Here is a 25,593-nt window from a genome sequence, read left to right as displayed (position 1 = left end):
GCATTGGATTTATTCAAATTGTATCCAAACCCAACAGAAGGGCGTGTATTTGTTAACTTAGTGTTGGCAGAAACAACAGATGTACAATTGAGTATCATGAGTATTACAGGTCAAGTATTACAATCCTTTGAGCCCCAAGAAAGTTTGGAGCAAAACTACGAGATTGATATGACGGATTATCCTTCAGGAGTGTACTTAGCAAGATTTGTGATAGACAACAAGGTTATTACAGAAAAGATTATAGTGGAATAATTGGTGGTAAGTAATCGTTCATAAAAATTTATAGGCAAAATAGAATTCTTTTTGCACTGTTCTTCATCAAAAAATCTCGTTTTAGCCCGCTAAAACTTCAATTTTTTTCTTTGAACAGCACTAAAAACAATTACATTTTTAACTATACTTTTTTCTGTCCACTTACTTACAACCAAACACTAGATCAAAATAAATTAAAATGGGAGATGTCTTTTGGGCATCTCCTTTTTTTGTATTTTTACATAGTTGTTTTAGTACGCTTTAAGGATTTGTTTAAACGTAATTATCATATAAGAGATCAAAATAAAGGGAAAATGATACAAACTAAAGATTTACAATTTCAATACAATTCTCAACAGAAATTTCAATTTCCTGATATGCATTGTGAGCAAGGGTCTCATTGGTTGGTGTTGGGAGAGTCTGGATGTGGAAAAACGACTTTATTACACTTGTTAGGTGGTTTGCGCAAGCCAACAAGTGGTGAGATTATGGTGCAAAACCAAGATATTTCAAAACTAAGCGGGGAGGCTTTGGATCGATTTAGAGGACAAAATATTGGCGTGATTTTTCAGCAATCGCATTTGATTAAAGCCTTAACCGTAGAAGATAATTTATTAACTGCCCAATATTTGGCAGGAGCAAAACAGGATAAAAATAAAATTAAAAATATCCTGTCAAAGCTCAATTTGGAAACAAAACTGCAAGCCAAGCCTCAAAATTTGAGCTTAGGAGAACAGCAGCGAGTAGCCATTGCTAGAGCGTTAATTAATGACCCTGTTTTAATATTGGCAGATGAACCTACATCTAGTTTGGATGATAAAAATTGTAGGGAGGTGGTTAAACTGTTATTGGAGCAAAGTCAAAATTTTAATGCTACCTTGTTGATCGTAACACATGATGGACGTTTGAAAGAATTGTTCAACAACCAAATTTTGTTAGAAGCAACTAAGGTAGCGGGGTAGATGGTCAATTTTGAACATATAGATTATCTTAAAACTGGAAATCAACGACAACGCTTGGCTTATCAGGAGTTAGAAGAATTGGGGATGATGGAAGCTCTAAAAGAATTTCAGCCCATTTTGGTAGGAACAATCCCCATTGAAATTGATTTGCCAACAAGTGATCTAGATATTATTTGTACTTGTGTGGACCATGTTGCATTTGCACAAAAAATAAAACAGTTGTATCAAGTACGTCAAAATTTTACCATTAAAACTAAAATGATTAATGAAATTCAATCTACTGTCGCTAATTTTTTGGGGACACATTTTGAAGTAGAAATATTTGGTCAAAAAAGACCTACCCAAAAACAAGATGCTTATCGCCACTTATTAGTAGAGCATCGACTTTTAGAGGCTAATGGAGATGCTTTTAGAAAGGAAATTATTCGATTGAAATCAGAAGGTATGAAAACAGAACCTGCTTTTGCTAAGGTATTGCAATTGTCAGGAAATCCTTATCAAGCATTGTTAGAATTGGATTTAAGTCAATAACAATAGTACGATTTTAGTTGTTATGTTTTGTGGATTGTTACTAAGGCTGTTGATTATAATAAATGGAATGTCATATGTGTACTTTAACTTACATCCCAACCTCAGAAAATACATTTATTTGGACTCAAAATAGGGACGAATCCCCTTTGCGCACCTCTCCAGGTTTGATTTATGCTCCTAGTAGCACATGGGTTTATCCTCAAGAACCGCAAAGTGGAGGAACTTGGATTAGTATTACTACTCAAGGAAGGGTTGTTAGTTTGTTGAATGGTGCTTTTGAACAAAACAAATATGTACCGTCTATCAAGAGTCGTGGTATCATGGTTCTAGATTTTTTAACTTATAGCTCTTTGGCTACATTTGTGAAAAACTATGATTTCAAAGACATAGAACCGTTTACAATGGTTGTTCACGAGCACAATGCACTCTGGGAGTTTAGGTGGGACAAATCTCAAAAGTATTTAAACAAGTTGGATGCATTAACACCTCATATTTGGTCGTCATCTACGATGTATCCTCAAAAAATTAAGAATTTGCGCCGAACTTGGTTTGAAGATTACCTGCAAAAACATACTGATCCTACCCGAAGTAATATTCTAGATTTTCATAATAATGCAGGTACTGGCGATCTCAAAAATGATTTGGTGATGGATCGAGGTATTGTTAAAACCGTAAGTATTACTAGTATAGAGAAGCAGCAAAAGGAATTGGATATGGTGTATTATGATTTAATTAATGGAGGAATGTCTAAGGCTACCCTCAAAATGACCTAATACTCCTTATACTTTATTTACTTTTACTCCGATAATTTTTTCTAGAGATTCTTTAAATCGTTTTACATCACTTTGTCTAATGGTCATTAGCAAGGTAGTTTTTTCCTCGTAGGTTGCATTTAGAATTGTAAATGCTTCGTTTTTGATGTAATTCATTACATCGCTTGTGGCGACATAGTCAAAGACAACATGGAACTGGTCTTCTACAATTTTCTCAACAATTTGAGCTTGTTCAAAAGCATCTCTAGTAGATTCCTTATATGCTCTTTTTAGCCCAGAAGTACCTAGTTTCGTTCCTCCAAAATAACGCACAACAACCGATAGAACATTGGATAACCCAAAGCTATCAATTTGCCCCAAAATAGGTCGTCCAGCGGTTCCTGAAGGTTCTCCATCATCATTAGCTCTAAACCGTTTGCCATCAAGACCAATTCGATAAGCATAACAATGATGCCGAGCTTTGAAGTGCTCTTTTTTGACTTCTTCCAAACAAGTTTTGACCTCATCTTCTGAATAAACAGGGAAGGTATAAGCAATAAATTTACTGCCTTTTTCCTTGTATTCTCCAATACTCGGCTTTTCTATGGTAAAATAAGTGTCTTTCATAATAAAAATGGTTCGGGAAATACTACTCTACAAAAATATCTGCGGTTGGTGCTTTGATCAACCCTACTTGTACTGCTGTATCAAACAAATACTCAATCGCTGCTTTCCCTTTAGAACCCAAATCAATAGAAAAGTCATTGACGTATAAATCAATGTGTTGTCGGATAACGTTTAAATCCATTTCTTGAGCATGTTGACGAATATAAGGCTCTGATTTTGTAGGATGTTGGAAGGCGTATTCAATACTCCTACGCAAGACTCGATTAATTTTTTGCTGTAATTTTAGAGGTAGCTGACGTTGTACGACAATGCCACCGAGAGGAATTGGGAGTTGTGTGGTTTGTTCCCACCATTCGCCCAAATCAACCAACTTAACCAAGCCTTTATCTTGATAGGTAAAACGATTTTCATGAATAATTAGCCCTGCATCTACCTGTCCATTAATAACCTGCTGTTCTATATTCGAAAATAGCGTTTCTTGCTTATTCTTTGCTTGAGGAAAGGCTAAGCTTAATAAGAAATTAGCAGTTGTATATTTGCCAGGAATAGCTATTTTCTTGTGTGATAAATCATCCTTAGAGATCGAAGTTTTGGCGATAAGCAAAGGACCGCAGTTATTACCTAAAGCGGAGCCACTAGTTAGTAAAGCATAAGAGTCAATGAGATAAGCATAAGCATGATAACTCAATTTAGTAATATTCAATTCGTTGGCAAATGCCTTTTGATTGAGTTGTTCGACATCTCCCAGTTGCACCTCAAATTCCAGCCCTTCTGTATCAATTCGTTGATGGATCATCGCATCAAAAATGAATGTATCGTTAGGACAAGGAGAGTAACCAAGTGTTAGTTTCATTTGTATTGTAAATTAGTGGCTTACCTACTGTGGAATAGGAGATTGAATAATTTTTTGAGCAATGTTTAACACCTCTTTAGCTGCTTCTTGATCATTTTCTCCAACTTCTACCGTTTTCCCTTCTTGCAAAGTTGTTACTAAAACACTATTCTTGAATAAATATTGATAATCATCCTTGCTTACAATTACAACCTTATCGGAAAGCCAATAAACATCTGTAGCACTCCCTGTTAAGTAAATGATTGTTGTTTTTAGAGGAGTTGTTTTTTCTTCTTCCTTATAATAGGTAGTTGATTCTGCTACAAAATCTGCGACACCATCTCTAGTGGCATAATTAGAGATGGTTCCATCTTCTAATTGCGTTTCAACTAAATACATGGACTCTAGCGATTCTTTAATTTGGGCATTTAGAATACTTGCTTCGTCAGGTTGATGTTCTGCTCGATTATCGACTGGAATTCTCTTTGGGAAAGCACTTTGAGATGGATCAGAACTACAGGCAATGGTTATTGCGAAAAGTAAAAAAAATAAACAATTGTATTTCATAGCAAATGTGTCAAATCATTACTCTGTGAGAAAGTGGTATTTAATTAGCTTTGTTGCTACTGCATGGTAATCAGGCAGTGTTGTGCAGTTGGTTATTGAATATAGTTTTTTGTTTTCTATCAAAGAAAATCCACAGAGTATTATCAAATAATAAAAAGTAGTGATTGGAAATAAGGTTAAAAATTAGACTATTTCCTATTGTTTGATTAGAGCATTAGAAAAAGTAGCCGCTTGTCCAGAATGCTCCAATGTTAGGGTATAAAAATAGAGCCCACTTGTTAAGTGTTTGGCATCCAAATCGACTTCATATAAACCAGGCGTTTGTGTTCCATTATCCCAAGTTTCTATTACTTGCCCTAAATGATTGTAAACCGTTAAGATAACATTTTGAGGACGATTAAGTTCATAACGAATGGTTGTCGTTTGCTGGAATGGATTCGGATAGTTGCCAAAAAACTCTAAGCCCATTTTTTCTGCTTTGGTGATTGAATTAGGAGGAGAACAGGTAGTGGCACAATACCCACAACGCTGTGGCAAGGTACAGTCCATGACAAATGGATTTACCTTATTGCCTTGAAAAGGAGCGATGCGAGAAGTACGATCCCACTCCATGCTATCTACAGGGTCGGCTAAGTGCCACTCACATAGTTTTGCTTTTTGTTGGTGAAAATAGTTAGGGTCGGCAGCATTTGCCTCTGATTGGTACATGGTATAATAATAAAACATGGCTCTAGCGGCATCCCCTTTATGATCATCTCTAGGCTCAAATAAAATATTGTTTTGTTGCTTGCTATGCAATGGCAATACATTGGCAGGAGGGGGACTCGTTAACGTATTGGCTTCAAAATACCATTTGTCAATATTATTGGGTGCAATTTCTCCCAAAGGAATAGAGCCACGCCCATTGTTGGCAGCTGCACGAGTGGGATAAATATGGTGCAAATCGCTTCGCCCTGCATTATTAACCGTCTTGCTTTGAGGATAAGTATGTTCTGCGTTAATACTAATGCTGCTGTTGTTATCCAACATAACAGAAATGGGATTGGTAGCATTAGAGGGCAAATAACGTTTAAGTCCTGTATAAACACAAGTTACGGTGTCATTGATAGCATCTATGTATTTATACATATTATTTCTTGCCGTGCTGTAAGATGGCAAATTGGAAGGTTTATAGTTGAGACGTAAATTAGTAGTTAAAGTCGTACCTGATTGACCTAATAAAATATCTTGATGGCTGTATTGTGCTGCTAATTCATTTACAAAACAAAAACTAGCAAGGACGAAAAAGTATAATTTATGCATTTGTTATAATTACAAACTATTGATTAATGAAAAAACGCTAAGAAGGGAATAATCAGTATTGCGTTGTATATTAAATAATTATTGTTGTTTTAAAAGCGAACTTTTAATAGTTGCTATCTTAATGGGTTTATTTCTAGGGACTTAGTTGGGTGTTAAAGGGGAATAATAGGGCATGAGCAGCTTTGAGTGTTCATAAGTTTTGGATTTCTTTTTAGAAAGACCTGTTGTTTGTGTTATGGCTTCAATCGCAACCCTTTGGAGAGGATTTATATATTTGTCTTTTAAAGCCATCGTTGTCTATTTAAGAATTAGGTGCAAATATAACGATTTTTTGGCGGACTAATGTTAAATGCACGGTTTTTAATCCTGTTGTTGACCGTGATCGTAGCAGCATAGCCAACTATTGTTATAACTGATGAATTGAACTTATTGTCTAGGCAATGCGTTTACAAAACATTATACAGCAGAACAAATAATGACTTTTATTTCTAACAAAATTTAGTGCTTACTAAATTTGTAGAATAGACCATCCAAAAGATGAAAGGATTATGTCAAAACTAACACTCAAAGAATTAGAGAATTTATCAAGATTACTATTGAGCCCTGATGATGCGAGTGTAGAGTTGGGGCTAGAACTACTTAAAAATAATAGAGATGCAATTCCAATGTTGCGTCGTGAATTGATCTTAATCTGGCAACTACATGAGGAATCCAAATTTCGAAGCAGGTTGCACAAAATCTTGTTGTCTAAGTATTCAGATAAGCAAATGGCAAGTTGGGCGAAAGGGTTTGCTATTTTTATAGAATTGCCTTCTATTTACCGTTACAATCTAAGAGTTCAAGAGCTAATTAAAGCCCATGAAAATATTCGGAAGGATTATCAGCAATTGGTAGAGCGAAATCCAACATATAGTTTGATGTACTATGCCGTAGCTTATAAATTGCATCGTCGGTTTGACAAACATTTAGATACAGCAGAGCAGTATTATAGAATTGCATTAAGCGCAAATCCAAGGCACGAAAATGCCTTGTTTTATTTAGCATTTTTGTTAGACAAACAAGATCAAGGCTACGAGGAAGCATTAAAACTCTATCTTCAAGTAGAACGTATCAATCCGCTAGCTTCAGCAACACTCAATAATATAGGTCTGATTTATGATCATACGTATCAGTTTGATTTGGCTTATGAGTACTACAGCAAAGCGTTGAAAATCCACCCCAATAGAACGGTCTATATTCGGAACCTAGCTACTTTATGCACTAGAAGAATGGAGGGGGCTGCTTATAAAAAACAAGCCAAAGAATTGTTACTTCAATTATTAGATTTAGAACCTAATGTATGTTCTAACTGGAATAGCTGGGCAGATTATTTGTGGAATGTGGAAGGTAATTACGATGGAGCAGAGGAGGCCTATAAGAAGGGCTTAGAGTTAGAACCTGAAAATGTTTGGCTAATGGGAAACTTAGGAGAATTGTATATTGATGTGAGAAAAGAGTATGATAAAGGATTAAAATTATATGAAAAGGCATTGGAAATAAAAATGTCTCCTTATCGGTTGGTAACAATGGTTACCATATTAGTACAGCATTATCAAAATTATGCAACAGCAAAACAATATTACAAGGAATTAGTCAAATTATCACCTCCCAACCAAATTATTCGAGATCGTTTTCTTCGAGACGATCAATGGAACGCTTTTGAGAGGGCAGAACGAAACTTGTTGGATCATTTGGGGTAAATTTTATGGTGTGTTTGGTCAATACTTCGTGGAAAAATCGTATTAGTTGAGCTGCGCTGCTACTTCGTGAGCGCTACGCTTTTAGTTAGCTACGCTGCTACTACGTGGTATTGCATGAGTGCTTCGCAGTTGATTATCAGTCTTTTAATATAAAGAACGGCGAGGTGTATTTTGTTGATAATCAGTTTGGTATGATTTACTGCGTGAGCGCTTTGCTTTTAGTTAGCTGCGCTGCTGCTGCATGGTTTCAACGGAGTAATGATAATTACAACTGTATCATTAAAAAAAACGTTTATGATGAATACCAATACTTTAGGAGGCATTTCCCTTCTTATTTTAATTATTACTTTTTGTAGTTGTAGAAAAACATGTAATGATGTCGAGCAATTAGATATTAATTGCCATTATTCTACGGAGTATAAGCCAGTGTGTGGTTGTAATGGGAAAACATATACAAATTCAGGACATGCAGAATGCTACGGGATTGAAACGTATACAGAAGGGGCTTGTTTATAGTACAATGGAAGTTGTATAGATGACAAAAGTGAGCTAGAATGGGAGGTTCTAATAATTAGAAAATCAGGCTTCATGGAGCTTTCTATGAGACCTGATTTTCTATTATATATTGGCAAGAGGAGGTGTTTATCTGGCAATGAGTAACGTTTTATTTAACAGCAAGTTTGTCCCCTTGATTTGTAGATGATAAATACCTTGGGGGAGTTCTTGTGTTTGCCATTTTACCAAGGCATTCGTTGTGGAATTCTTTAAGACGCGACTTTCAATCAAGTGACCATCTATGTGGTAGAGGTTTAAGTAAATAGTTCCAGAAGAAATATGGCTCAATTTTAAAGTGAAATTATGACTGGCAGGATTAGGAAAAATAGATGCTGTACTCGTTTGGAGCCAATGATTTTGTCTTAAATTAGAAACAATGCTATGTTCTACGGCTCCAATATCAGGTGTAGTGCGGGTATTACCCAAAATATCATCAGAAGGGGCTTGATTAGAATTAGCGGCATCAATGGCGGGACTCCCCGCCGAAGGAGTGCCGTAATTATCAACCAACCGCTCAAAAGCACCACGAATAGTAGTAGAGCCATCGTTAAATTGATTGGTGTTTGAATTGAAATACGGTAGAACTAAATTATTTTGCCCTCCTAATAGAGGGTTCATCAATATTGCATTAGCGTCATCAGTATGGTTGATCAAATCGTTAGCATTGCTAGGAATCGAGTTGTTAGCATTCCAAAATAGATTGTTATTCAGAACAAAAAAATCTGTTTCTGTTAAAGGACAATCAGAAAAGTCATTCATACTCCCTGTTGGATCGGACCAAATATTGTTGTACAAATAAATGCTGTCATTATTAGGGTTGCTACCTTCGGTGTTAAATCGAAAGGCAAAGGCATTGCCAGGCATATCTCCAACAATGGTATTGTTTCTAAACGTAATGTTTCGACCACCTTTTATTCCAAAAGGAGCTCGCATCGTGTTGCTACTATTTCCCAATAGTAAGTTGTTTTCAATCATCATATCAAATCCCTCATGGTAAGGATTGCCATCTTCTCCGATTAAAACAAAATTGTGTCCAGCACTCCCTTCGTAATTGAGAAATACATTTCTACGAATAGTAACATTTCGAGAGCCAGTATACAAATCGTTGCTCCCATTGCTATCTTTGATGACAATATAACTACTTGTATTATTAGCATTTTGACGACCACTACTAGCGAAGTCATTCATAAAAATATTATCTTGAATGATTAAATTTTCGACACTATTCCCATCTATATGTTCATCACTCCCTGTTTGATTGAAAAATAGATTGCCTTGAATGGTAATGTTATAACAACTATTGTTGATCTTTGCAATATCATTATTATAACTATCGTGCAAGATGCAATTTTGGTACGTAATGTCGTGAACAGCACCAGTTCCTGCGCCATCAATGTGAACCACTAATGCAGCAGCACCAGGACCATCATGGGCAACATCCAACCCATCAAAGGTTATGCCGTTACAGCCACTAGAATGTGCATAAACGGTCATGACTGTGCCGCTATGTCGAAGTTTTGCTTCATAAGGAATTTGAGACTTTACTAATACGCCATGTGGAAAACTGCCTCGAATACGAACACGACCGTTGTATGTGCCTGGTAAAACCCAAATTGTACTACTGTCTGCCGCATTGTCTAAGGCGTGGGTAATGGTTGCCCAAGGACTATTGATAGTGCCGCTACCTGTAGCGTCATTACCTGTCGTGGAGACGTAATAATCGGATTGTGCATAAGAAATGCTAATAGAAAGCCATAAAATGGAAAGAAATAAGTAACTATTTTTCATAATTTGTAATGTGTGGGGATGGGATAATTAAATTGAGTGTTATAGTAGTAGTTCGTTGATAAGCTTTGTTGCTCCCTGAGATCGTGAGCTCGCGCAGCTCGGTTTACTGTTACTGTGTGGTTTCAACGCCCATGTAGTAGCAGCGCAGCTAACTATTGTTATAGGGTAGGGGGAACAATAGTTAACTACTGTAAAACAATAATACTAAATTTCTTAATGACTTTAAACTATTTTACTAGTTTCACAATCAAGAGTTGACAAAAGCATACTGTAGAGCATAAGTTATTTTATTTGTCTACCAATCAAAAACAAATAAGCAGGTTTAAGAACGCTATTTTGAATTATCCTACGATTAATCTTATTTTGGGGAATAGATTAAAATGCTAAGAGGCATGGAATAACTTTTACTGAAATGTAACTTATAAAAAGAAAGAAATTGAGCAAAGAGTCTATAGATTTGAATCCTGATTTTAAAGCTTGTTTGCACGAAATGGAGCGAACACAGAATTGTTTGTTTATTACAGGAAAAGCAGGAACAGGAAAATCGACCTTACTAAAATATTGGAGAGCACATACTCGCAAAAAAGTAGTGGTTTTAGCTCCTACAGGAATCGCAGCACTTAATGTAGAAGGACAAACCATTCATTCCTTTTTCGGATTCCCACCTCGTCCCTTAAAAAAAGAAGAAATCAAAGTCCGACGCAATCGCCGAATGTTCCAAGCTCTGAATACCATTGTAATAGACGAAATTTCAATGGTTCGAGCAGATATGATAGAACAAATTGACTTCTTTTTGCGGGTAAATCGAGGAAATCCAGCGCCTTTTGGTGGGGTTCAAATGATCTTTTTTGGGGATTTGTTCCAATTACCGCCTGTCATCGCGTCGAGAGAAGAAAAAATACTGTTCCAACAACAGTACGAAAGCCCTTATTTCTTTTCTGCGGAGGTGTTTCAGGAGTTAGAAATTAATATGATAGAATTGAGAGAGGTGTATCGTCAAGATAACTTGCGTTTTATACGCCTCTTGGATGCTATTCGGTTGCGCCGTATTGATGAGGACGAATTTAATGACCTGAATGAGCGGTATCAAGAAACTTTAGAAGATGAAGATTTTTATGTCATCCTATCGGCTCGAAATGCAGAAGTAGACAAGATTAACAAGCAAAAATTAGAGGAGTTAGGAACGGAAACATTTTCGTATTTGGCGAAAATCACAGGTTCTGTATCCGTATTGCCCGCAGAAACACCTCTAAACTTAAAAGTAGGTGCTCAAGTGATGTTTCTAAAAAATGACCCTAAAAAGCGCTATGTTAATGGAACAGTAGGAATGGTACATGACTTGACCGCAAATTCTATAAAAGTAATGATACTTAAACCGAATGGAACCGTAGGATATATTGATGTAGAACCTTTTGAATGGGATGTCGTACGCCACAAATTGAACGATAAAAACGAGATTGAGACGGAAAATATTGGTACGTTTACTCAATATCCGCTTCGATTGGCTTGGGCTATGACCATTCACAAGAGCCAAGGCAAAACTTTTGACCGAGTAATTATTGATATGGGCAAAGGAGCCTTTGAATATGGTCAAACGTATGTTGCCTTGAGCCGTTGCAGAACATTAGAAGGAATTGTGTTGCGTCGTCCATTGCGCCCACAAGATATTTTTGTTGATGAGCGAGTGGTAGATTTTTATCAGCAACATTTTTAGTTTGGACGTAGCTTTACAACCAAAGTACAGATAATCGTGATGATAACACCAATCAGAAATACGGTTGCAAACATAACAAAAGCTTGAAACCAAGGACTTAAAAAGTAACTAGGCATGGTTGCCATTTGTGCTTGCATTTGTTGCCACTGCGTAGAATCCATATTGGCTTGTGTCCATTGCATAAAATCATCTCCCATATAATGAAAAAATAGCGCACTATATAAGTACATAAATGTTGCTGCAACGGTAGAAATACCGATTCCAAGACTCCATATTTCTTTAAGAGAGAGGGGCTGTTTAGAATGTTGCTGTTGATAATATCGTATGCTAAGTGGAATGGTTGATAAAGCTACTAAAATAGATAAATAACCAACAATTTCGCTACTAGAATAATCTAGTAAGTCCGAAAATAAAAACCAGTTGATGGTACTAAATGTTGTTATTGTAATTCCTGCTCGACAGCCATATCGAAAGATAGTCTTTTTCATGATAAGTAGTTAACTTAGTAGTTCGTTGATTTTTTACTTTTTTACCAAAAAGACAAAAAAGCACATTTATATTAGTTTGATAATTAAAACTTTAACACAAAACACAGCAAAGGCGTAACTTGCTAATTATCAAACTAATAAAGTTTTTCAACGAACTATTGTAACTATTATTGGGGATTAACGGTGCGACTTCCTAGCCATGCAAACAATAGGTAACTTGGCAAGTTAATTAGGACAAACCATATGGGATGTGGAATCATCATTAGATTAGAAATCCCTGCTAAGGTTAACAAAGTACCAACGATTAAACCAAGTTTTGTTGTGCGTGTTGGATCTATCTTTGCTGCTAAAAAACCTCCACCAAAAGCGGCTAACATATAACCTACTAATACGATAATTAAAGAACCTGTAGGAGCCATTGCCATGAGTGCTTCTAATTGAGGGCGGTTGGCAGGATCTGAAAAATCAATATTTTTGAATTGATCTGGAATAGGATAGAGGATATGCCCTAGCATTTGGCTCAATATAATAATTAAAAAAGCAAAAGATAGCCCTAAAATAACCGCTAATACTGGTTTTAATTTTTCTTTCATAATCGAAGTTTTTTAGTAATTGTTAATGCAAATTGAATTTTTTGAACAACCCAAACATCGGAGATTATTTAGAAAAAATACTAGTACTTAAGGACGATTTGCGACTGAAATAGCAAAATCATACTTTAGTACCATTGATTTTAGAGTCCTCAGGGTAGTTTTAGATGATTTTCAGCGACCGACTAATTTGAACAGCTTGTGTTCTTCTTTTGGCATCTAACTTAGAAAGAATTTTGGAAACATGTGTTTTGACCGTACTTTCTGAAATAAAAAGCTGTTGAGCAATTTCGTTATTGGATAGACCATCTGCGATGAGTAATAATATCTCGTACTCTCTTTTGCTTAATCCTGTTTCCTTTAGTTTAGCTTGATCAATTTCCTTAGGAATTTGAGTGCTATTAGGAATTGGTGTCCCCGTTGGATTGTAAATATTTTTTTTGGTAAAAAAACGACTTAAAGCAATTCCAATGCCTATAAACAAAAGACCAATGCAAACAATATAAAACTCTAGGTGGGAGGGTTGGTGCCACAAAGAATACTTGCTCACTTGAAAGAGGAGTAACAAAGCAATGGTTAAGCTGCCAAATAGTAGAATGGTTCGTTTCATGCCTAAATTTAAGGAATCAGTTACAATAAAAAAAACTCTGCTACCCATTTAAAGAGCAGCAGAGTTTATATAAAATAATCCACGAACAATGTTAGAGGATTATGAAAATCAAGGTAATAATTAAGTCAATGCCCATTCCCAAGCCAAGGTTTTTAGTCCCTTTAGTAAACGGGAGGAAGGTCTAGGAACGAAATAAATTGGAATTTTTAATTCACCAACATTCAAAATACCTCTAGAGGTAATAACCGTACGTCCTTGATCTGTAACTTCCTCTTCTTCAAGATTGCTTAGATAATTATTCTTTTGCAAGGTTTCTACCATAGGAACTGAGAAGGAAACAATTTTTTTAGGCTTTAATAACTGAATGAAAGCTTCAAAAATTGGCAAACTCAATTCAATATCTTTTTTAGAGAGTTGTTTGTCATCCAAAGAACGGAAAGGAGACAAATATCCCTCTGAAAGTCTTTCTTGAGGGAAGTAAGTTTTGAAGAACGTTTTGGTGCTTCCTTGCGGCTTGAAAGGATGTTTGGAGATTAATTTTTGACCACGATATCCTTTGTTTAAAGCCGCTTCTGGGTTGAAATGCAACAACAAGACAGAGTCTGGCATTGGAGCAGAAGGAGCAATTTCATATCTCCATTTTGCATTTTTCTGCTTCGCAATATTTTTGATATGGCTTTTGTTAAATGCTTTTTGAACATCAGGCAACAAAGCTTCGAAAGGTTCGTTCTTCGCATTATAAGTAGATTGAACATTTTTTCTACCCTTTTTAGGTTCTTGAACGACCTTAACTCTTTTAATACCTTTTTTAGGTTCATTTTTAGGAGCAGGAGCCTCTTTAGCAACCTCCGAAGCAACTTCTTGTGCTTTATTGGCTACTTCTTGTTCTGCAAATGTTAGTTCCTTTACTTCTTCTCGAACAGGAGGTCGGTTCGCCTCATCTTCAGGGTCTAGCAATTCTAAATCAACTTGTCGTTTAAATTTATTAGCGCCCAAGACACTAACCCAAACATTATCTCCCATTCGATAAGTAATTGAAGGAGACTTGATTTGGAAATGATGTTCATCAGGGCTAAAGTCATCAAACATTTTCTCGTAGCGAATCATCCCTTCACAGAAATTGGCTTTGATGCTAACATAAATACCATGGTCTGTAATTCCAGAAATAGTTCCTTCAAACTTTTCGCCTACATGATTTTCTAAGAATTCCGCCTGTTTGTATTTTACAGACTCTCGTTCTGCTTCCATAGCATCGCGCTCTTTTTTAGAAATATGTTTGCATAACTCTTCTAATTTCTGTGCGTTCATTCGCTTGTTGTTGTCACTCAAATAGTCGAACAAAATACGGTGTCCTAGCACATCTGCATAGCGTCGAATAGGAGACGTGAAATGCGAGTAAGTTGCAAAACCAAGACCATAATGCCCAATATTGTTGGTCGAGTAGACCGCTTTAGCCATAGTGCGAATGGCTAGTTGTTGCAAAATATCCGCTTCTGGTTTTCCTTCCGCTTCTTTCAGCATTTTTCCAAAAGCTTTTTTTACTTGTTCGGGAGATTCAATCTTCATCTTGTAGCCCATCTGAGCTGCAAAATCAGTGAAGTTATGAACTCGCTCCATATCTGGTTCGTCGTGAATACGATAAACCATAGGCCATTGAATGCCTGTTTTTTCGTGCAAGCCATCCATTAGTGCTCCAACCCGTCTATTAGCCAATAACATAAAGTCTTCGACCAACATATGGGCATCTTTTCTAGTTTTTAGGTATACTTCAAGCGGAACACCATTTTCATCTAGTTTGAAGCGAACTTCAGGCGATTCAAAGTTGATCGCTCCTTTTTTGAAACGTTGTGCTCGTAATTTATACGCCAAGCCATTGAGTAGTTGCAATTCTTGAGCGTAGTCCCCTTCACCAGATTCTATGCGTTCTTGCGCTTCCTCATAAGTAAAACGACGATCAGAATAAATAGCGGTTTTACCAAACCATTCATTAATAATACTACCTTGCTTATTCATTTCAAAAACCGCAGAGAAGGTTAATTTTTCCTCATTGGGTCGTAACGAACAAACACCATTGGATAGTTTCTCAGGCAACATAGGTAGTACGCGATCCACTAAATAAACAGAAGTTGTTCTTCTTGCAGCTTCTTTGTCTAACTCAGAACCAGGCAAGACATAATGCCCTACATCGGCAATATGAATTCCAATTTCGTAATTACCATTCTCTAATAATTCAATAGACAAAGCATCATCAAAGTCTTTGGCTGTCGCAGGGTCAATTGTAAATGTGGTAATGGCACGCATATCTCTACGCTTATCAATTTCACTTTGCTTGACTTCGGTATCAATAGCAGCGTTTTCTTTGAGTACTTCTGGAGGAAAAGTTAGATTAAACCCTTTTTGAATTAAGATCGATTTCATCTCAATATCATTTCCTCCTTCTGTTCCAAAGTAAGTCGTCACCTTTCCTTCTGGATTATTCTTGTTGTCTGTTGCCCATTTTACAATCGTTACAACTACTTTTGCACCATCTTCTGCTTCCTTGGGGACATATTTTAGTGGAACAAAAATATCGGTTTGCATATTAGGGTTATCAGGAATAACAAAAGCAAATTTATCAGACAAGGATAAGGTACCGATAAAGTTTTCAGATTTGCGTTCAAGGACTTGAATGACTTGTCCCTCTGGTTTGTCCTTTCGAGCCATATACCACGATACTTCTACAGTATCGCCATTGAGAGCCCCCATTAATTTATGGGCAGGAACAAAAATATCTTGCTCTAAATCTTCACTGATAATATAAGCAGAGCCGCTACGAGTCGCATCTACTCTACCAATAGTCGTTTGAGCATTGTTTCGTTTATCTTTCTTCGCTGTTTTAGCGGCTTTATTCCATTTGTATTTACCACGACTGGCTTTTTCAATTTTTCCCTTCTCGACCAATTTATCTAAGGTGTGTTGAACGGAATCTTTAGAATTTGAAATTCTTAATTTACCAATAATGCCTTTGGCATCAAATCGTGAAGTGATCTGTTTGCTAAACAAATCAATTATTTTTTTCTCTAAAAGGTGTACAGGTAAGTTTTTTCCTTTTTTATTAGAGCCTTTCTTTTTTTTTGTCATTAATTTTTATTTCTGGTTGGGCTAATAAGGATATTTTGTATAAAGTATTGGATATTTATATACTTATAGATTGTTTTCTAAACTTGAAAAACAACTTTAATCCATAGAATCTCTATTGGTTAGGTAGAAAACTAGGATTATCCTTATGTAGTTTTTATAGTGTTTTTGTATAAATATTTTTAAGTAATTGTAAATATAAGACCAACGATTAAATGCAAGATATTAAGGGTTGGTTATTAAATCGGAACAATTTCTCCATCTCCTGTCAATTGTAAAGAAGTATGGAGGTGATTGTCATCGGAAGATACTGGAGCGGTATTTCCCTCAGCGTCTAAACGCCCTTCTGCACAACTAAACAACCAAGTAGGGCTGATTGTGCAAACCATTTGATACAACCCATCTTGTTCGTATTTAGTTCCCGCGATCTTCTTTTTATCAATTAAAATTCCATTTTTAGAAAAAGTAGTTAGATAATAAGTAGATCCTTCGATGCCTGCTTCCCAAAAAACAATAGCAAAAAAGCCTGGTGTATCAGGGATCGAAAAACAAGGCATATATTCGGTGTATTCATCAATAACCGCATCTTTATCCAACACAAAATTAAACATCCAAGTTGCTGAAAGTGGATCACATTTTTGGCTGATTAAACGTTGTGTATCAGAGGTGATTGTATAGGGCAATTCTACCAATGGGAAAAATTGTATGAAATTTTCAAATGTAATTCGATTGGCTTTTTTTTCAGGAATAATTCTGACTTTATCTTCTTTAAAAACCTTCGTATCTTCTGTAACATCATGTTGATGATGTTCATGGTTGCAATTAGGACCACAATTGTGGTCGGGTTGATGGTGATTACCGTCGTCTTTATGATATACTTTGATTGGTTTCATTTTATGTTTTTATATTTAGTATTTTAAGAGTCTATCTTAAGTTCCCTAAGTATTTCGACAGGCTCTACTACAGGAGAAATAGACTAAAGCAGTCCTCCTATGAATCAGGTACAAATTTCTGCTTTTTTTTATAGAAAAACTACTGTTCGCGTATATTTTCGACCTTTATTTCTTTTTCATCTAAATAGATAAACACTTTTTTCTTGCGCCAAGTTGCGTGAACGATGCGACCATTTTTTAAAGTTTTATGCCATTGGTTTTGTTTTTTGTTTTTGGATATTCCAAAGTAGTTGTTAATAGTCTGTTCCGCTGCTGCTTTATCTTGATGCAAGATATTGATTTCGACCAATGCTTTGTTGCCTGTTTTTTCAAAAAGATAATAAACGGAAGTATAACTAGACGTTTCTAAGTCTTCGGTATAAATTTCCCTAGGAGTTTCTTGCACAGAGTTAACAATATAAGCCTTTTTTCTAAGGCGAAGCACGGCACTTTGAGGCATTCCTAATTCAACATTTTTGATAATATCTGGCAAGTACTGTTCTTTTTGCATTGTGTTGTTTTTGTTGCTAGTACAGGCAGTGAATAAAGTTATTATAATTAGGATTAAAATATTGGTCGTTAAGTTCGTATTCATAAGTTGTGCTAAGTATATGTATGGTATATGATTCGTGTGTTTCAAACTAATATGATTTAAGTAATCGTTCATAAAAATTTATAGGCAAAATAGAATTCTTTTTGCACTGTTCTTCATCAAAAAATCTCGTTTTAGCCCGCTAAAACTTCAATTTTTTTCTTTGAACAGCACTAAAAACAATTACATTTTTAACTATACTTTTTTCTGTCCACTTACTTACTTTGTGAGATTGCTTTGTTTAGTTTGTTGTGCTGCTACTGCTTGGTTTTCAGTCGAGTAATGTCAAGAAGGTAATTAGAAAAATAGAGCTATTTTATGATTTGGTAGCATGCTGCAACACATAAGTTGCTTGCCTAAAAAACAATAAAACTGGTTTGCTAGTAACTTCTATGAGTTCCAATCCCAACTCCTCGAAAGTAGCTCTCCACTCGCTATCAGACTTGTTTTGATAAGTCATACTAGAATGCCCTAAATTGACTAAGGTATCCATTGCATAGGTCATATATTGTTGTATTTTATTACTATAAATATCTTCAATAATAACAATTTTTTTAGCAATGCGAGCTGTTTCTTTTAATACCAAAACGGGGTCAGGCGTATGATGTAAAACAGTCAACAACAGTGCTGTGTCAAAGGTTTGTTCTTGAAAAGGCATGGAAATGCCATCGTATACAACTACATGGACGCTTGGAATAATTGACAAATCAGCTACATCCAAAGGAGTACAAGAAAAACCTTTTTGACGTAAAGTGTGTGTAATCATTCCATTACCACAACCTATATCTAGATTTTCTTCCTGTTGGTTTAAATGAGGAAGAACAGTTTTTAATTTGTTGTGGATCCATTTTTTTCCTAGACTACTAGCATAAAACTTGCCAACAAGATCAAACTTTCGGATAATTTGGAGCAGCATATTAAATGTTTAAAGAATAAAAAATAGTCCGCTAAAAAATGTGTCAATTAGCGGACTACTGTCAAAAATATGGGGCATTTATCATTAGTACAACTTAAGTAATCGTTCAAATAAAATAAGAACAAAAAATGGGATTATTTTTTCTGACCTCTTACTTATGAGAACAATTTTACACAAAATAGGCTAGGGGTAAAAAAGATTCATGTATTAAGATTGTCAAATTATACTGTTTTAGATGGTTGCTTGTCTAGATTATAAAACCAATTCTTATTTTGCTATTTGTTCTAGTCGTTTTTTCAAATAATCCTGTGTGTAGTAATTTCCTTTAAAAATAACTCCTTCAATTTTGTTGGTATTCTTGATGTCTTCCAAAGGGTTGGCATTTAATAAAACCATATCTGATTGACAACCGACTTTTATAGTACCCCAATTTTTTTCCTCACCAAAAACTTTAGATAAGTTATAACAGGTGGTTTTTAGAATGTCATAATTAGAAACATCTGCATTGGCATAATGTTGCATTTCCGCATGCACATCGAATCCGGGAATACCATAAATACCAGAAGCATCAGCACCCAAAAGTAATTGACCACCTTGTCGATAAATAAAACCTAGGTACATCAAACGACTCTTAAAGCGTTGTGCAGAAATGGTACGTTCTTTTTGACGCCCTTCTTTACTAGTTTCAACCTCGTGTTCTGAAATTTGTTTTTCCCATTTCTCAATCCAAGATGAAGGAACATACTTTGTGCCTGGTCTTTTTCTTAAATCGGTAGGAGGTATTTGTCCTGTATAATACCAGCCAAACGTTGGACAGTGATAAACATTGCCAGCAAGACTAGCGTCCACCGCATGTTGAATCTCTTCCATTGTTGTCAATGTAAAAAAGCCTCCTAAATGCTCAATGCTTTGAAAAACGCCGCTATTGCTAACATTAAAAATGTTGATATTCGAAGGGCAATGTCCTGCAAGGGGCAATTGATGTTTTTTAGAGGCACCAACGAGATAATCAAAAGTAGTTGGATCTTTGACACTCATTATTTTGACAAAATCATAGCCAGATTGTTTATATTGAGCTAGTAAATTTTCAGCCATTCTAGGGCTAAGGCTATCACTACGGCTGATAACAGGGGTTGAGAGATATAGCCTTGGGGTAAATGGAGCGTTCTTGTCAATGTCTAAATGCCAAGCTTCTCCTCGCATAGAACGAAGTGTGGTAACGCCATTCATGATATTCATTAGAAAAACTCGTTCTAGGTTTTCCTCTTCGGGCAAATGAACGTGTGCATCTGAAAAAGATGGGACTAAAAATTTGTTACGACCATCTATACGACCTAAACTATAGGTACTTGTATCTTGGTCGGTATGCTTTCTTATTTGTATAATAACGCCATCTTCAAGAATAACATCTTGATGTTCCAAAACTTTGTTAATGTGCATTGGAATGACGGTGACATCTTCTATTAATAATAACAGTCGTTGCGAAGAAGTTGTTTTTTGTGCGTATGTATTGTACATCAAAAATAGGAGAAAGAGTACGGTTGGAATTTGTTTCATTGGATGTTTTTTTTGATAATAAAAATGTTGCTTAATTGGAATCTTTTAACGATTTAAGTAGACTACAAAAATTACTGATTTGGGCACGACGTAAAACAATGGTTATTGGAGGTGCTTGAGGCAAGTATGTCATCAAAATTTGTATTGAGATCGATTCCTTACTATCCAAATATAAGAATAACTAAATTTTTAGTTATAAATAAAGTAGCTTTATTAAAAATTTAAGTTAGGTGTTAATAAAAGTTAATGATTTAAAGTACATTAGTCTGCTTAAATCACGAAGTAGCACCGTAGACAATCAGCCGACTATTAAAAATAAAAACATGTTATCAAACGCATTAAAAGGGAAACGAATTTTAGACTTTAGTTTGTTGCTACCTGGTCCCTTGGCAACAGATTTATTGGCAAAAATGGGGGCAGAAGTTATCAAAATAGAACATCCCTCTAAGTTGGATGAAACACGTCATTATCCCCCCTTTAAAAATGGAGAGGCTCTGTTGTATACGATGTTGAATGCTACAAAGAAATCTATTATCATTGATTACCGATCTAAAGAGCATCGACCCCAAATTTTGCAAATGGTTCGAGAAGCAGATATCTTGGTGGAACAATTTCGACCAGAGGTGATGCAGCGTTGGGGCTTGGCTTACGAAGATTTGAAAAAGGTAAACCCTAATTTGATTTATATTTCGTTGACTGGATACGGTCAAAAAGGTCCTTATGCGTTGAAAGCGGGGCATGATTTGAATTATTTGGCATGTACAGGAGTTCTAGATTTAATTAGAGATGAACGAGGAAAGCCTGTTATTCCTGGTGTACAAATTGCAGATGTTGCAGGCGGTTCATATATGTTAGTAACCGCTTGCCTAGCAGCACTTGTAGAAGGTAAGGGACAATATATAGATATCGCTATGCTAGATGGTGTCGCTCCTTTGTTAACCTTTCCGTATGCGCAGTTATTAGGCGGAGTCAATCCCCAAGAAATACGTTTGTTAAATGGAGGTCTAGTTAATTACAATGTGTATCCATGTAAGGGAGGGCAGTGGGTTGCTTTGGGGGCATTAGAAGTCCGTTTCTGGAATCGCTTTTGTTTGGCAGTTGAAAAACCCGATTGGCAACGAGAGCACTTTGGGGAATTATCAACTTCTGTTTTTGCTTATGACTTGGTAGAAGCCTTATTTTTGACCAAAACTAGGGAAGAATGGGCTGATTGGGCAGCTGAAAAGGATGTTTGTTTGTCGCCTGTTTTGACTTTAGAAGAAGTACCCAAAGATGCTCAAATAAAAGCAAGAGCGTATTATAACACACCAGACAGCATACAATTACCTTGGCTTTGATGGGGGGCAATTGTGAAATTAAAAAAGGTTGAATGTTCGGCATTAAGTAAGAGGTCAGAAAAAATAATCTCATTTTTTGTTATTATTTTTTGAACGATTACTTATTATAAAAACCTTCCATTCAACCCTCAGGTTTGGTCGTGTGACTATTTTGATGGCATTCTTACCAACCCATATCTTCTAAGATAGCATCAGTATCACCCGATTCGGCGGCATTAATCATTTTATTTGTCGTATTTAATAATAAAGTAGCAGGTTCAATCAAAGCAAACAAGTTATCATCAAGTTTTACAATATTAGCTAGTTTGTATTCTGCTCTACTATTTTTGGCGTAAATGTTAATGTTTTTAGTATTCAAATTGGTTGCATCAATATACACATCACCATTGGAGTCGGTTACACCAGAACCTGTCCATCCAGAGAGCGTACTCACTTCTACACGCATATTGGTCAATGGAGTAGAACCTTCCATAAATCTTAAATGCATTTGCCCAGACATTCTTTTGCTGGAGCTACTGCGATTATTATTGGAAATAGAAGAAGAGGTTGTTGAATGACTCGAACTGCTCGAATAGCTTGAATTGTTGCTATTGTTGTTACTATAGGTTTCTGTTTTTGTTTCAGTCTTAGCATCTAATGCCGCAATTCTTCTTCTATGATCCTCTAGTTGGGCGTTGCTTTTAGCTTCTTGCTCACGTTTGAATTTTTCTAAATTCGCAGCAGATTGTTCTGCTAATTCTTGAGCGGTAGGTCCAGTAGAACCAACAGTGCCTAATAGCATTTTGGTAACATACTTACCTTTCTTGTTTTTCTTAATTTTGTACGTTACCTCATAAATATCATTATTCAATAAAATGCTTTTATCGAATGTAGCGCCATTTTCCATTGTTATCGCAACTTTTCCAACAATAGGGAAACCAAAGGTAACCCTACTAGCATAATTTGGATTTACGTATTGTCCCAATGCTCGTACTTGAAAACACTCGCCCTCTTCTGAGAAAATTGTAATTTTGACAGGTTGCCCTCCCAAGGGAGCAACGTGTGGCGCGCAATTGTTTTTAGCCGCAGGTCTAGGCGTAGGCGTAGGCGTAGGAGTTGGAGTTGGTGTGTTGGATGCCGTTTCTACTGTTTGAACTGTTTGAGTCGTCGTGGTCGTTGTTGTTGAAGTAACAGCGGGAGTCGATACAGGTGCTGTATGATAAATAGATACAACTGTTTTGGGTTGTGCTGTCAAGGTATAGCTAGTAATAACATCTGTCCAATCTAACTGAAGAGAAGAGCTATTGCTCTCAAAGTCGCCATTGATGTTGAATTTTTTGCCGTTTTGAAGCACCAAACGCTTTTTATTTCCCACCTTGGCATCAATAGATTGTTGCTCGGCATCTGTTGCCTTTAATTCAGTAGGATCAATTGTCACAAACTCTTTTTTGCCCCCCTTATACTGACCATTCATCGCAAAACTAAAACGTCCTTTTTTGTTATTCACCTTTTTGATTTCGACTTCTAGTTGTTTGGAATCAATTGCTTTACCAGCTTCTAAAGAGCGAGCTGCGACTTCTACAGGAGTACCACCAGAAGCGTAGAACAAGCCTTCTAGGGCAACTTGGAATTGCTCGACCATATAATTCATGTTGCCATCAATTCGTATTGTATGAGAAATCTTTTCATCAGGAGGAATAATTTTAATAGTGCCTTTCTTTGGGTAATAAGTTCCAATATTTTCATAAATAAAACCTACTTTGCTCAAATCAAAAGCTTGGTAATACTCGGTGTTGTTATAAATGGTTAATCTAAATTTGCAATAATCCTCTTTAGAGATAATATTATCAATGTCAATGGTATAATCTTGATGTTGTATACTAGGAGGATTGATGTATTCAAATTCTCGTTGTGCAGTTAATTGTGCGGTATAGCAACAAAGGAATAAGAGTAGAAATAGGATATTTTTCATTGAATTAACGCTTTGTAAAGGATGTTCAAATCCAAAGTTGTTAAGAAATAAAGTCCTTTGGCTGTTAAATAAAAATCATGAAGTATGTTATCAAAGGACACAAAATGATAGATGTCTACTAAAGAAACAAAAACTATTCTATTGGATTTCAAATTCAAAAAACAAGTAATTTATATTAGCCTGAATCGCGTCGCTTTTTGTTAGTTTAAGAAATTGTTTTTGTTTTAAGGTATTGTAAATTAGGGGTTTAGGTGTTTTTGGGGTGAGCTCACAATTTTTGTAGCAAACTTATGGTTGTTTGTATTCAATGATAACAGGCATGATTTGTTGATCGGTTGCAATTCCTTGAACTTGGATGCCATTTTTTTGATAGACTAAGTTTTTAGAAGGAATCAAATCCGTTCCAATAACGGTATATATTCGTTGAACGACATCCAAATACTCCTCTATGCTATTCATTTCATCAATAAGCTGCTCGATTCTTAATTGCTTTTTTGAGAATAAAACAACAATATGATTTTTTCCGTCCTTACCTTTTAGTTCGTCTACTTTTAGACGTTCTAAATTAGAGGGAACAATAAATTCAGCTGTTGTTTCTCCTTTAAAAAATACTTTGTCTCCTTTTTTGGGGTATTGCAAATAAATGCCTCTTTCTGCATCGCCTTCAATGACATAAATATAGCCTTTTTGATTGTTGACAACAGCAATGTTGTAGGTGGTATTGGTTGGATAAAGTTCTTTTTCGTTGATATACATATTCCCATTGCGAACCACAGGCATTTCAGTTCCTTGCATAAAGACCGAAACTTGCCCACTCAAACCTTTTTCGGCTGCTAAAACTTTTAATTGACGTTTGGAGTATTGACTTTTAGGAAAGGTTAAGTAATTTCTTAGATTGATGGCAGCATAAAGCATTTTTTGATATTGTTGCTCTGTAAAATGATCGCAGCAATACAAACGAGGATTATCAGACATTAAGTTTTTGGTATCTGGCTTATAAAAACGTTTTCTGCCCGATTGATCTTGTTTTTTTCCAATATACCCACAACGATCATCAACAGAACTTAAATCCAAACCAGGATCAGCTGGCGTGTCGCAAATCAAGTCTCCTTCGGTTGCACAGTTTTCGCCATTCACCCACTCTTGCGTTTCAGATACATTGAGTCCAGAAGTAGAGAACAATGTAAAATAGTGTCCCATTTGACGAGCGAGCGAAACACCATCTGATAAACATTCGTTGGCTAGGAATATACGATCCGTATTTTTTTCTAAATCCTCAGGATAATATGTATAACCACAGAATTTTAGGGGACCGTCTGAAATACTTCCAACAATATACAAGTTGATGACATTTTTAGAATCGTTACTGCCACAAAGAGCATTTTCATCTTCCTTGTTAAAGTCAAAATACTTGTCATTTGAGATATAGTTAAAGTCACCCAATGGAACAAATTGGACATAAATTTGCACAAAGTATTTGTTGAGTTTGGCAAAGGCTTCTTTAATCTCTTCGATACTGGCAGAATTGGAGGTCGTACTTTTGACAATATGTACTTTAACTGGAATTTCCATCATACTCAAAGAAGCAGGCTTTTCAAATTCTTTGAGAGCTTCCTGATGGCTCATCAAAAATGTTAATTGCTCGTCATTAATGGTTGTTCCTGATATTTGTTTTCCTTTTAGTATTTTTTGATCTTGAGCATGACTAAAATTAGTGAAAAGTAGTAATAAATAGACTACAATAAAAGGTAGAGAAAAGAATGATTTTGTAATAAAAGGTAAATAAGGTACTTGTAATTTCATAGTTAGATTGTATATATTATGTTTTGTAGTTGACTCAACTGAAACGTGTATGACTTCTAAATAAAGTTAAGCAAAAACC

At 35.8% G+C, this 25,593-nt stretch carries 23 protein-coding genes; 8 read left to right on the top strand and 15 right to left on the bottom strand.

All coding sequences use genetic code 11. The features are described 5' to 3' along the window. From CG11_RS01980 to CG11_RS01965, 4 genes are all read left to right on the top strand, one after another. The coding region (locus CG11_RS01980) for a T9SS type A sorting domain-containing protein (protein WP_072010983.1) at positions 1 to 252 on the top strand (252 nt) is incomplete at its 5' end. A 314-nt stretch (positions 253 to 566) separates the two neighbouring features. Continuing rightward, positions 567 to 1,214 carry an ABC transporter ATP-binding protein gene (locus CG11_RS01975; protein ID WP_052592591.1) on the top strand — a complete coding sequence of 216 codons (648 nt, stop codon included), beginning with the start codon at positions 567 to 569 and terminating at the stop codon, positions 1,212 to 1,214. Continuing rightward, a complete protein-coding gene (locus CG11_RS01970) occupies positions 1,215 to 1,745 on the top strand; it encodes a DUF4269 domain-containing protein (RefSeq protein WP_052592578.1) in 531 nt (176 codons plus the stop codon). It begins immediately after the preceding gene. A gap of 74 nt (positions 1,746 to 1,819) precedes the next feature. Further along, positions 1,820 to 2,518, top strand: a complete 699-nt coding sequence (locus CG11_RS01965; protein ID WP_052592577.1) for an NRDE family protein — start codon at positions 1,820 to 1,822, stop codon at positions 2,516 to 2,518. 6 nt (positions 2,519 to 2,524) lie between these two features. Here CG11_RS01965 and CG11_RS01960 read toward each other — a convergent pair whose 3' ends face one another. The 4 genes from CG11_RS01960 to CG11_RS01945 form a co-directional block, all read right to left on the bottom strand. Next, a complete protein-coding gene (locus CG11_RS01960; RefSeq protein ID WP_072010982.1) occupies positions 2,525 to 3,124 on the bottom strand; it encodes a YigZ family protein in 600 nt (199 codons plus the stop codon). A 22-nt stretch (positions 3,125 to 3,146) separates the two neighbouring features. Next, complete coding sequence (locus CG11_RS01955) at positions 3,147 to 3,977, bottom strand: menaquinone biosynthesis family protein (protein ID WP_052592573.1); 831 nt, start codon at positions 3,975 to 3,977, stop codon at positions 3,147 to 3,149. A 24-nt stretch (positions 3,978 to 4,001) separates the two neighbouring features. After that, the gene (locus CG11_RS01950) at positions 4,002 to 4,523 is read right to left on the bottom strand and encodes a hypothetical protein (RefSeq protein ID WP_052592569.1); all 522 of its coding nucleotides are present in this window, start codon (positions 4,521 to 4,523) and stop codon (positions 4,002 to 4,004) included. A gap of 195 nt (positions 4,524 to 4,718) precedes the next feature. Further along, positions 4,719 to 5,825, bottom strand: coding sequence for an endonuclease (locus CG11_RS01945; RefSeq protein WP_052592567.1), 1,107 nt, complete (start codon positions 5,823 to 5,825; stop codon positions 4,719 to 4,721). 548 nt (positions 5,826 to 6,373) lie between these two features. Here CG11_RS01945 and CG11_RS01940 point away from each other — a divergent pair. Continuing rightward, positions 6,374 to 7,564 carry a lipopolysaccharide assembly protein LapB gene (locus tag CG11_RS01940; RefSeq protein ID WP_052592565.1) on the top strand — a complete coding sequence of 397 codons (1,191 nt, stop codon included), beginning with the start codon at positions 6,374 to 6,376 and terminating at the stop codon, positions 7,562 to 7,564. A gap of 294 nt (positions 7,565 to 7,858) precedes the next feature. Continuing rightward, complete coding sequence (locus CG11_RS01935; RefSeq protein WP_052592563.1) at positions 7,859 to 8,080, top strand: hypothetical protein; 222 nt, start codon at positions 7,859 to 7,861, stop codon at positions 8,078 to 8,080. Between the two features lie 126 nt (positions 8,081 to 8,206). Here CG11_RS01935 and CG11_RS01930 read toward each other — a convergent pair whose 3' ends face one another. Continuing rightward, entirely contained in the window at positions 8,207 to 9,907 is a 1,701-nt protein-coding gene (locus CG11_RS01930) for a T9SS type A sorting domain-containing protein (RefSeq protein ID WP_052592562.1), read from the bottom strand. A gap of 436 nt (positions 9,908 to 10,343) precedes the next feature. Here CG11_RS01930 and CG11_RS01925 point away from each other — a divergent pair, with 436 nt between their 5' ends. Further along, positions 10,344 to 11,621: an ATP-dependent RecD-like DNA helicase gene (locus CG11_RS01925; protein WP_156039622.1), complete on the top strand. Its 1,278-nt coding sequence runs from the start codon at positions 10,344 to 10,346 to the stop codon at positions 11,619 to 11,621. Here the strand turns inward: CG11_RS01925 and CG11_RS01920 are convergent. The 8 genes from CG11_RS01920 to CG11_RS01885 form a co-directional block, all read right to left on the bottom strand. Then, a complete protein-coding gene (locus CG11_RS01920) occupies positions 11,618 to 12,109 on the bottom strand; it encodes a DUF4199 domain-containing protein (protein ID WP_052592560.1) in 492 nt (163 codons plus the stop codon). The two genes, CG11_RS01925 and CG11_RS01920, sit on opposite strands and share 4 nt — an antisense overlap. A 167-nt stretch (positions 12,110 to 12,276) precedes the next feature. Then, a complete protein-coding gene (locus CG11_RS01915) occupies positions 12,277 to 12,702 on the bottom strand; it encodes a hypothetical protein (RefSeq protein WP_052592559.1) in 426 nt (141 codons plus the stop codon). Between the two features lie 160 nt (positions 12,703 to 12,862). Continuing rightward, positions 12,863 to 13,309 (bottom strand): response regulator transcription factor, encoded by a 447-nt coding sequence (locus tag CG11_RS30995; RefSeq protein ID WP_052592587.1) that lies wholly within the window; start codon positions 13,307 to 13,309, stop codon positions 12,863 to 12,865. 120 nt (positions 13,310 to 13,429) lie between these two features. Continuing rightward, a complete protein-coding gene (rnr, locus tag CG11_RS01905; RefSeq protein WP_052592557.1) occupies positions 13,430 to 16,429 on the bottom strand; it encodes a ribonuclease R in 3,000 nt (999 codons plus the stop codon). A gap of 236 nt (positions 16,430 to 16,665) precedes the next feature. After that, positions 16,666 to 17,319, bottom strand: a complete 654-nt coding sequence (locus CG11_RS01900) for a hypothetical protein (protein WP_052592555.1) — start codon at positions 17,317 to 17,319, stop codon at positions 16,666 to 16,668. 139 nt (positions 17,320 to 17,458) lie between these two features. After that, on the bottom strand, positions 17,459 to 17,869 hold the full coding sequence (locus tag CG11_RS01895; RefSeq protein ID WP_052592554.1) for a hypothetical protein: 411 nt from the start codon (positions 17,867 to 17,869) through the stop codon (positions 17,459 to 17,461). Positions 17,870 to 18,266: 397 nt separating this feature from the next. Beyond that, positions 18,267 to 18,866, bottom strand: a complete 600-nt coding sequence (locus CG11_RS01890; protein ID WP_052592553.1) for a class I SAM-dependent methyltransferase — start codon at positions 18,864 to 18,866, stop codon at positions 18,267 to 18,269. A 267-nt stretch (positions 18,867 to 19,133) separates the two neighbouring features. After that, positions 19,134 to 20,423 (bottom strand): amidohydrolase family protein, encoded by a 1,290-nt coding sequence (locus CG11_RS01885; RefSeq protein WP_052592551.1) that lies wholly within the window; start codon positions 20,421 to 20,423, stop codon positions 19,134 to 19,136. 323 nt (positions 20,424 to 20,746) lie between these two features. On the opposite strand from CG11_RS01885, the gene CG11_RS01880 reads away from it, so the two are divergent. Continuing rightward, the gene (locus CG11_RS01880; protein ID WP_052592545.1) at positions 20,747 to 21,760 is read left to right on the top strand and encodes a CaiB/BaiF CoA-transferase family protein; all 1,014 of its coding nucleotides are present in this window, start codon (positions 20,747 to 20,749) and stop codon (positions 21,758 to 21,760) included. Positions 21,761 to 21,923: 163 nt separating this feature from the next. On the opposite strand, the gene CG11_RS01875 is transcribed toward CG11_RS01880, so the two are convergent. Together CG11_RS01875 and CG11_RS01870 are read right to left on the bottom strand one after the other, a co-directional pair. Then, positions 21,924 to 23,711, bottom strand: a complete 1,788-nt coding sequence (locus CG11_RS01875) for a hypothetical protein (protein WP_052592543.1) — start codon at positions 23,709 to 23,711, stop codon at positions 21,924 to 21,926. A 288-nt stretch (positions 23,712 to 23,999) separates the two neighbouring features. Next, positions 24,000 to 25,514, bottom strand: coding sequence for a hypothetical protein (locus CG11_RS01870; RefSeq protein WP_052592540.1), 1,515 nt, complete (start codon positions 25,512 to 25,514; stop codon positions 24,000 to 24,002). Between the last annotated feature and the right edge of the window lie 79 nt (positions 25,515 to 25,593).

This window comes from Aureispira sp. CCB-QB1 (assembly GCF_000724545.1).
Taxonomy (GTDB): Bacteria; Bacteroidota; Bacteroidia; order Chitinophagales; family Saprospiraceae; genus Aureispira.
Note: the sequence above shows the minus strand (reverse complement) of the source record. Positions and strands in the feature narration are given on the sequence as shown.

Bases quoted from the DNA above. Each gene is read 5' to 3' on its own strand.
- CG11_RS01975 (WP_052592591.1), top strand. From the start codon at position 567: ATGATACAAACTAAAGATTTACAATTTCAATACAATTCTCAACAGAAA.
- CG11_RS01970 (WP_052592578.1), top strand. From the start codon at position 1,215: ATGGTCAATTTTGAACATATAGATTATCTTAAAACTGGAAATCAACGA.
- CG11_RS01965 (WP_052592577.1), top strand. From the start codon at position 1,820: ATGTGTACTTTAACTTACATCCCAACCTCAGAAAATACATTTATTTGG.
- CG11_RS01960 (WP_072010982.1), bottom strand. From the start codon at position 3,124: ATGAAAGACACTTATTTTACCATAGAAAAGCCGAGTATTGGAGAATAC.
- CG11_RS01955 (WP_052592573.1), bottom strand. From the start codon at position 3,977: ATGAAACTAACACTTGGTTACTCTCCTTGTCCTAACGATACATTCATT.
- CG11_RS01950 (WP_052592569.1), bottom strand. From the start codon at position 4,523: ATGAAATACAATTGTTTATTTTTTTTACTTTTCGCAATAACCATTGCC.
- CG11_RS01945 (WP_052592567.1), bottom strand. From the start codon at position 5,825: ATGCATAAATTATACTTTTTCGTCCTTGCTAGTTTTTGTTTTGTAAAT.
- CG11_RS01940 (WP_052592565.1), top strand. From the start codon at position 6,374: ATGTCAAAACTAACACTCAAAGAATTAGAGAATTTATCAAGATTACTA.
- CG11_RS01935 (WP_052592563.1), top strand. From the start codon at position 7,859: ATGATGAATACCAATACTTTAGGAGGCATTTCCCTTCTTATTTTAATT.
- CG11_RS01930 (WP_052592562.1), bottom strand. From the start codon at position 9,907: ATGAAAAATAGTTACTTATTTCTTTCCATTTTATGGCTTTCTATTAGC.
- CG11_RS01920 (WP_052592560.1), bottom strand. From the start codon at position 12,109: ATGAAAAAGACTATCTTTCGATATGGCTGTCGAGCAGGAATTACAATA.
- CG11_RS01915 (WP_052592559.1), bottom strand. From the start codon at position 12,702: ATGAAAGAAAAATTAAAACCAGTATTAGCGGTTATTTTAGGGCTATCT.
- CG11_RS30995 (WP_052592587.1), bottom strand. From the start codon at position 13,309: ATGAAACGAACCATTCTACTATTTGGCAGCTTAACCATTGCTTTGTTA.
- rnr (WP_052592557.1), bottom strand. From the start codon at position 16,429: ATGACAAAAAAAAAGAAAGGCTCTAATAAAAAAGGAAAAAACTTACCT.
- CG11_RS01900 (WP_052592555.1), bottom strand. From the start codon at position 17,319: ATGAAACCAATCAAAGTATATCATAAAGACGACGGTAATCACCATCAA.
- CG11_RS01895 (WP_052592554.1), bottom strand. From the start codon at position 17,869: ATGCAAAAAGAACAGTACTTGCCAGATATTATCAAAAATGTTGAATTA.
- CG11_RS01890 (WP_052592553.1), bottom strand. From the start codon at position 18,866: ATGCTGCTCCAAATTATCCGAAAGTTTGATCTTGTTGGCAAGTTTTAT.
- CG11_RS01885 (WP_052592551.1), bottom strand. From the start codon at position 20,423: ATGAAACAAATTCCAACCGTACTCTTTCTCCTATTTTTGATGTACAAT.
- CG11_RS01880 (WP_052592545.1), top strand. From the start codon at position 20,747: ATGTTATCAAACGCATTAAAAGGGAAACGAATTTTAGACTTTAGTTTG.
- CG11_RS01875 (WP_052592543.1), bottom strand. From the start codon at position 23,711: ATGAAAAATATCCTATTTCTACTCTTATTCCTTTGTTGCTATACCGCA.
- CG11_RS01870 (WP_052592540.1), bottom strand. From the start codon at position 25,514: ATGAAATTACAAGTACCTTATTTACCTTTTATTACAAAATCATTCTTT.